General features: G+C 53.7%; 6 protein-coding genes. All 6 read right to left on the bottom strand.

Annotation, left to right across the window (positions count from 1 at the left end; genetic code table 11):
* The coding region (locus AC2FNE_RS00265) for a TadA family conjugal transfer-associated ATPase (protein ID WP_496804555.1) at window positions 1-1,001 on the bottom strand (1,001 nt) is incomplete at its 3' end.
* A 14-nt stretch (window positions 1,002-1,015) separates the two neighbouring features.
* Entirely contained in the window at window positions 1,016-2,224 is a 1,209-nt protein-coding gene (locus AC2FNE_RS00260; RefSeq protein ID WP_170604203.1) for a CpaE/TadZ family protein, read from the bottom strand.
* A gap of 25 nt (window positions 2,225-2,249) precedes the next feature.
* On the bottom strand, window positions 2,250-2,945 hold the full coding sequence (locus AC2FNE_RS00255; protein ID WP_170604205.1) for a TadE/TadG family type IV pilus assembly protein: 696 nt from the start codon (window positions 2,943-2,945) through the stop codon (window positions 2,250-2,252).
* Window positions 2,942-3,448 carry a TadE/TadG family type IV pilus assembly protein gene (locus tag AC2FNE_RS00250; RefSeq protein WP_170476446.1) on the bottom strand — a complete coding sequence of 169 codons (507 nt, stop codon included), beginning with the start codon at window positions 3,446-3,448 and terminating at the stop codon, window positions 2,942-2,944. The genes AC2FNE_RS00255 and AC2FNE_RS00250 overlap by 4 nt, the downstream gene beginning before the upstream one ends.
* Before the next feature lie 5 nt (window positions 3,449-3,453).
* Window positions 3,454-5,022 carry a pilus assembly protein TadG-related protein gene (locus tag AC2FNE_RS00245; protein ID WP_496804554.1) on the bottom strand — a complete coding sequence of 523 codons (1,569 nt, stop codon included), beginning with the start codon at window positions 5,020-5,022 and terminating at the stop codon, window positions 3,454-3,456.
* Window positions 5,023-5,045: 23 nt separating this feature from the next.
* Window positions 5,046-5,858, bottom strand: coding sequence for a Flp pilus assembly protein CpaB (gene cpaB, locus AC2FNE_RS00240; RefSeq protein WP_170476450.1), 813 nt, complete (start codon window positions 5,856-5,858; stop codon window positions 5,046-5,048).
* Between the last annotated feature and the right edge of the window lie 142 nt (window positions 5,859-6,000).

Genomic DNA, 6,000 nt, shown 5'->3' with positions numbered 1-6,000 from the left:
GTGTTCATTGCCTGGAGCATGTCAAAGGTTTCAGCGCCGCGAACCTCACCCACGATAATTCTGTCTGGACGCATACGCAGTGCGTTGCGCACTAAGTCACGTTGAATGACTTGGCCGTCGCCATTCGGCGATGGCGGGCGCGTCTCCAAACGAACGACATGGTCTTGCTGGAGTTGCAGTTCTGCCGCGTCTTCAATCGTGACGACACGTTCACCGTGGTCAATATATGAAGACAGCGCGTTCAGCATGGTCGTTTTCCCCGACCCTGTACCGCCCGCAATCAAAACGTTCAGTCGTGCATATACCAGGGATTGAAGGAAACGCGCCGCCGCTTCGTTCAGCGCTCCACTTTCCACAAGTTTTTCCATCGTCAGTTTCGACTTGGCAAACTTTCGAATGGATACGCTTGGACCGTCGATCGAACAAGGGCGGATGATAGCGTTGACACGGCTGCCATCTTCCAGACGAGCGTCCACCCAAGGCTGACGTTCGTCGACGCGGCGGCCGATCTTGCTGACAATCTTGTCGATAACACGCAACAAATGTTTCTCGTCGCGGAAACGGACAGGTACTCTTTCAAGCAAACCTGAACGCTCGACGTACACGGTTTGATATCCATTTACGAGAATATCGTTGATCGTCGGATCAGCCAAAAGCGGTTCAAGGGGACCGAAGCCCAGAATTTCATCCAAAAGCTCATCAACGATTCGGTTGAAATCGTCGGTGTTAAGCGGACGGCCGGTCTGAGAAAGGGCACTACTGACAACACCGGCAACTTCGCGGCGCAGCACATCATTTTCAACTTTTTCAATGACCGAAAGGTTCAACCTTTCAAGCAATGCCTCGTGCAGAGTGCTTTTTAGTTCCAGCCATTCAGCCAATTCTTTTTCTTCAACGGCCATCTCTTCCAACATCTCCTGAGATTTTTGCTCAGCGTGTTGGTTCAGATGAATAACTTCGGCCTCATCGGTGCGTCCGGCGCGTGTAAACTTTTCAAACATCTCATAGACTCCAATCAGGCAGCTTTGTTTCTCTGGTCGTTACTTCCGACCTCTGTTTCACTCATTATTTTGTGACCCATCGTGCGGATCGATTTGGACAGGGCGCAGCCTTTGGCTGTCTGCGACAGCAGTTCGCCCCGGTCCAATGATTGCTTTGCGTGGCGCTCGTCGTTCGGCAGCCAGAATTTCAGATCGCGGCCCAATGCTTTTTGGGCTTCGATGTGGTGACTGGACCGAAAGGTCGGCTTCCTTTCCCGGCTGAACACGATCTCGACCGGAGGCTCCAAGCGTTCCTTGGCAAAAAAGTCAATCAGACGGCAGGCTTGGCGAACCGAAGAAACCGAGCTGTCACTGACCATCAACATCCGATCAGAAGCGTTGACTACAGCACCAACCCAATCAACCAAAACACGCGGCAGATCGACGACGACATAATCAAATTCCATGCGTAAAGTCTCGATCAGTGCAGCGATTTGCTCACGGGTCAGAACGTCCAAAGGCATGAAGTTTTCGGGTGCGCTCAGCACTTCCAAACCGGATGAATGTTGCACCATCGATTGTTGAATAAATGTCCGATCCGGCGTCACACCTTGCTGGGCCATTGTCATAAGCCCGGAGGAGGGTTGCAGATCCAACGCCGTTGCAATTGTTCCGAATTGAAGATCCAGATCGACAACAGCAACTTTGTTTTTGGTCGTTTTTCTGAAAAAGCCTGAATGTCCCTGCAACTGATCCGCCAAGTTTATCGCCAGGGTCGAGGCACCAATACCTCCGCGCGCGGGGCAAACGCTGATGACATGCCCCAAACGATGCATCTGCGGATTATAGATCGCTGGTAGCAAGGACTTGTCCAACGTGAGGCGCTGAATCTGTTCGGTCAGCTCGTCTTGTGCTATCGGAAAGGGCAAGATCTCGTCTACGCCCAATTTGTTGAGCGCGCGGGCTTCTGACAGCGTAATGTCGCGATCGCTAAGGGCGAGAATTGTGCCGCCAGGGCCCGCGCTGCGACGCAGATCGCTGACGACGTCCACATCCAGCTCTTCTGGTAGGCTGAAAACCAACAGATCATTGTCACACAGCAACTGGCTTGCGTGTCCGTTGACCGACGACAACGTACCGGAAAGCGTCTCCAGCGAATGATCATCTAATCGGTCAACCGCGCGGGCGACAGAACTTTGTATCGCCTCGTTGTCTGAAATCAGGGCTAATGATTTGTGGGTCATTGTACAGCTCCTATGGCTAGAACATTCAACCGCTGGTTCCCGAGGCGAGGTCTTCGCCTGGAAGCGTTGCGCTGAAATCGGAAAAGATCTTGAAGCCCGTGGTGGCATTCGTCAGATCATCGGTTTGCGGCGTTGCCCCACCAATCGCCAAAGCAGCAAGCGCTCCTAGTGGGGATACAAAACGGAACGGAAGCTCTTCGATGGTCACGGTGACCATCGGCACATAGGGGCCGCCAAGAAAATTCATTTGCGGGTCGAATTCGTAAGCAAACGTAATGTTGCTTTCATCAAAGGTTGCAGTTGGATCGTTGGGAACGGCAAACTGCAGCATGTTCCAAATACCGTCGACTGTGTCTTGCGCCGCGGCATTTGGCGGATTCGCGCCGGTGCAAATTGTTGCAGCCGGTTCCACACAAACGCCGGATGCAAAGTCGCAATTCGTCCCAAAACGCGGACCAGTTATGTCTGTGTAACCACCCCTGCTGTTGGTTGTTGGAACACCTCCGCAGGCCGCGGGCAACACCGCGGCCATGCGGGCAGCGACCTGCGCTGTTTTTTCCGCGGCCACGTAATGAAATGCCAATCGGCCAAAATCTATCAGACCCAAGAAGATAAGAAGGAAAATCGGCATGACAAACGCCATTTCGACAATGGTCGAACCATCTTCTTTACGGAAAAATCGTGACAATTCACGGGTTATGCTGTGAATGCGGCGGTTCATGGTCCAAACACCCGGCTGCGGTCAGTTACAGTGGTCTGGATCTGAGTCATCCCCGCACCGCCTACAAGTTGGAACAACGGCGCAAAGGGCAGATCCGATATTGTTAGTGATGCGGAAAGTACTGCCACCGGAGTTGGAGAAACCCGATATTCTCCAGCGGCTCCTACACATTCCAGGGACAGATCGTCTAACCCAATGGTGATATTTGTGGTTGAAAGAGACGTTAGCGTGGTCGCTACCGATGCCTGAAAGTCTCCGATCGAGGCACTTGGTGAAGCAGAGCACAAGTCCGCCGGAGCAATCCGCCCAACGTAACGTGCAGTGTCGCGAACACCAGTGATCGCGTTCTGATACGACCAGAACAACCGGCCACCTTCGGCTATCAGGGCGAAGGTCGCCAACATGATCGGAAGCAGGATCGCGAATTCTACTAAGGCAGCGCCTGCCTCATCTCTGCGAAAGCGGCGGATCACTCTTTGAATATGTTGAGACAAACCAGACATGACCCTCACTCGTAAAGCTGAACCAGATCGTGAACGATGCCCCCAACACCCAACCCGCCAATACCTTCAGAGACGTTTTGAATAACCTCTCCGTAGATTACGGCGTTGGCACCGGTGTTGCCGGATTCCGAAGGTCTGATCAGGAACATCTCGATGAAGCTTGTTACCGGAATGGTGCCCGATCCGCCGTTGAGTTCGGACTCGTATGTGATGCAATCGATACCAGCCACGGTTATAACACGACGACGTGGATCTTCACGCCCAACCGAAGGTGCCTGGCAAGAGGGCAAGCTGCTTTCGGCTTTACCGCCTGCTGTCAGGATGGCTTCCAGCGCAGCTTGGTTGGTCACCTCGGCGTTGTAGATGTCGTACCGAGTACCATTCATCGGGAACCAGGCAGGAATTCCTGTGGGAACCGGATTGCTGAAATCAGCCCCGTAATTGATGGTCAGGTAGTCTTCCAGACCATCATCGAACATTCCATTACCTATTCGGGACGTCGGACATGAACCGTCGGCAAAGCAATCGTCCAGAGGCAAACCCACCGTTGCAGTCGGGTCGATAACTCCATCGACTTCGTACGCGGGCGCCAATTCGCTGGTGCAATTGTTACCCTGCGCAGCGGTTATCCAACCATCAAGAACATGTGGCGAGGACGCAAAGTTGTCTACATCGTAGCGTGCATCATTCTGAAATTGACCAGCGCTGGATTCAAATCTGTCAAACCGTGTATTAAATCCCGCAATCATATTACCGATGCTGATACCTGGGCGGGTTTCTACCCCCCTTTGGCTAAAGCACATTGATACGGCACGAGACGCGGCTAGGGCGCAGGCGTCCTCTTGACCCGGAGGAGCAGGAGAGCACGCGCCGGCATCATCAATCGCAACAGCTTGATCTGATGAAAGAAAACCGAAGTTTCCAGGTCCCCATTGGTCATCTCCACCACCTTGGCTGACCATCTGCACAAGCTGACCTTCTGCAAGGTCAAGGCTTGGCGGCAGGCAAATGAACATGGGTGTGATGTCGCAGGCCAACAGTGTAAATCCTGCCACGGCGTCCGCGCTCACACTTGCAAAGGGACGCGCATCACCTAGCAGTGCCGCTGTGGCCGCAGCCAGGGGCGTTCCAACTTCGTGGACGTCAACGGTTACCCGGACGAAAGCCGCGATTGGTCCACTTGCCGCATCGGACGGATCAAGCAGTTGAGCCGGTTGGGCAGGCTCTACCGTATCGTTGGGCGGGTTCTCATAAAACTCCAGTTGGTAGTCTGTGTCACCAGAAAGAAGCTGATCTTTGTTGCGCACCCCAAAGGTTTGAGTGTCACTGATCATGTTGGCCGCGGCGTTTGTAGCCCGAGTGATTGAATCTGGGCGGCCGTCCAGTTCACCAGCCGCGGCCAGTGCCACGTTGTCGGCAAAACTTTGCAGTTCAGACTGCGTGGTCGTAACCCGCCCAATATCAAAGGCAATAGCGGCCATGCCGACCATCACTGAAAGTGCCACGGCGACAAATACCAAAATCGCACCGTCTTCGGACTTGCGGAACTGACTTATGATTTTTGGGCGGGACACGGTCGCTACTTTCCTTCTAGGGTTCAGTTGATAATTGCTTCGGTCACGTCGGTTCCGCGACGAACGCGGACGATCGTGCGGACAGGCTCTTCGTCCGACCCAGTTTCCTGAGGTTCATCCACCAAAAGATCGTTCAAGCGGGTCATGGTCAGCGCCTTGTCCTCGGTGTCATTGACTGACCGAAGCGTCAGGCTTAGCCGACCCGCACGTTGGGCCAACGCGAGGCGCTGAACCTGATCCGGAGTAACTGCAACTGTGACCGTCCGCGCCACTACGGGCTGGTCGGTTTGCTCATCGGATTCCTGGTCAACACCAATAACCCTGATATTTTGCAATATCGTAACGGCGTGCATGTCCCTTTTCTCGCCAGTCGTCATGACGATATCGACGCGATCACCCGGCGTGACAAATCCGCCAACTGCGGTTTCGGCATCCACTTCAATCGCCATTGCGCGGTGATCATCGCCAATTGTCTGGACGATGGTGACCTTCTCACCAAAGTCGGAAACTTTGTTGTTCAGGATCAGTTCACCCTGGGCAATCGCTCTGCGCGCACGTCGCGAGGGCATGCTGGCGGCGGCAATCAGGTCGTCATATTCCGTAAACACGCCGACTGGAACAGACCCACGAGGCCATTCGATCGTCGTCAATGATCCCGGCTCAATCTCTTCTCCAAATGAAATGTCTCGTGAAGCAACAACTACGCTGACAGTCTCGCTCTCGACAGCAGCACTTGCAGTTCCGGTGTCGAACTGAATGTAGTCGCGTGCGACGTAAACCGATCCGCCAGCTACAGCCAACCCCGTTAATGCAGTGAAAATGGCAGAAAATCTCATCTGGTTCTCCTTCGCTACTTCTTAGCTTTCAACGAATGAAATGCTTTGAACGGTTGCACTATGCCGATAGATCAAGAAGTCTTGTCTTGGTTGGAAAGTACGCGGCGCGAATTGCACCGCGTACTTTGAGTGCAAGCAGGTG

Source organism: Ruegeria sp. YKSD179 (assembly GCF_059612885.1).
Note: the sequence above shows the minus strand (reverse complement) of the source record. Positions and strands in the feature narration are given on the sequence as shown.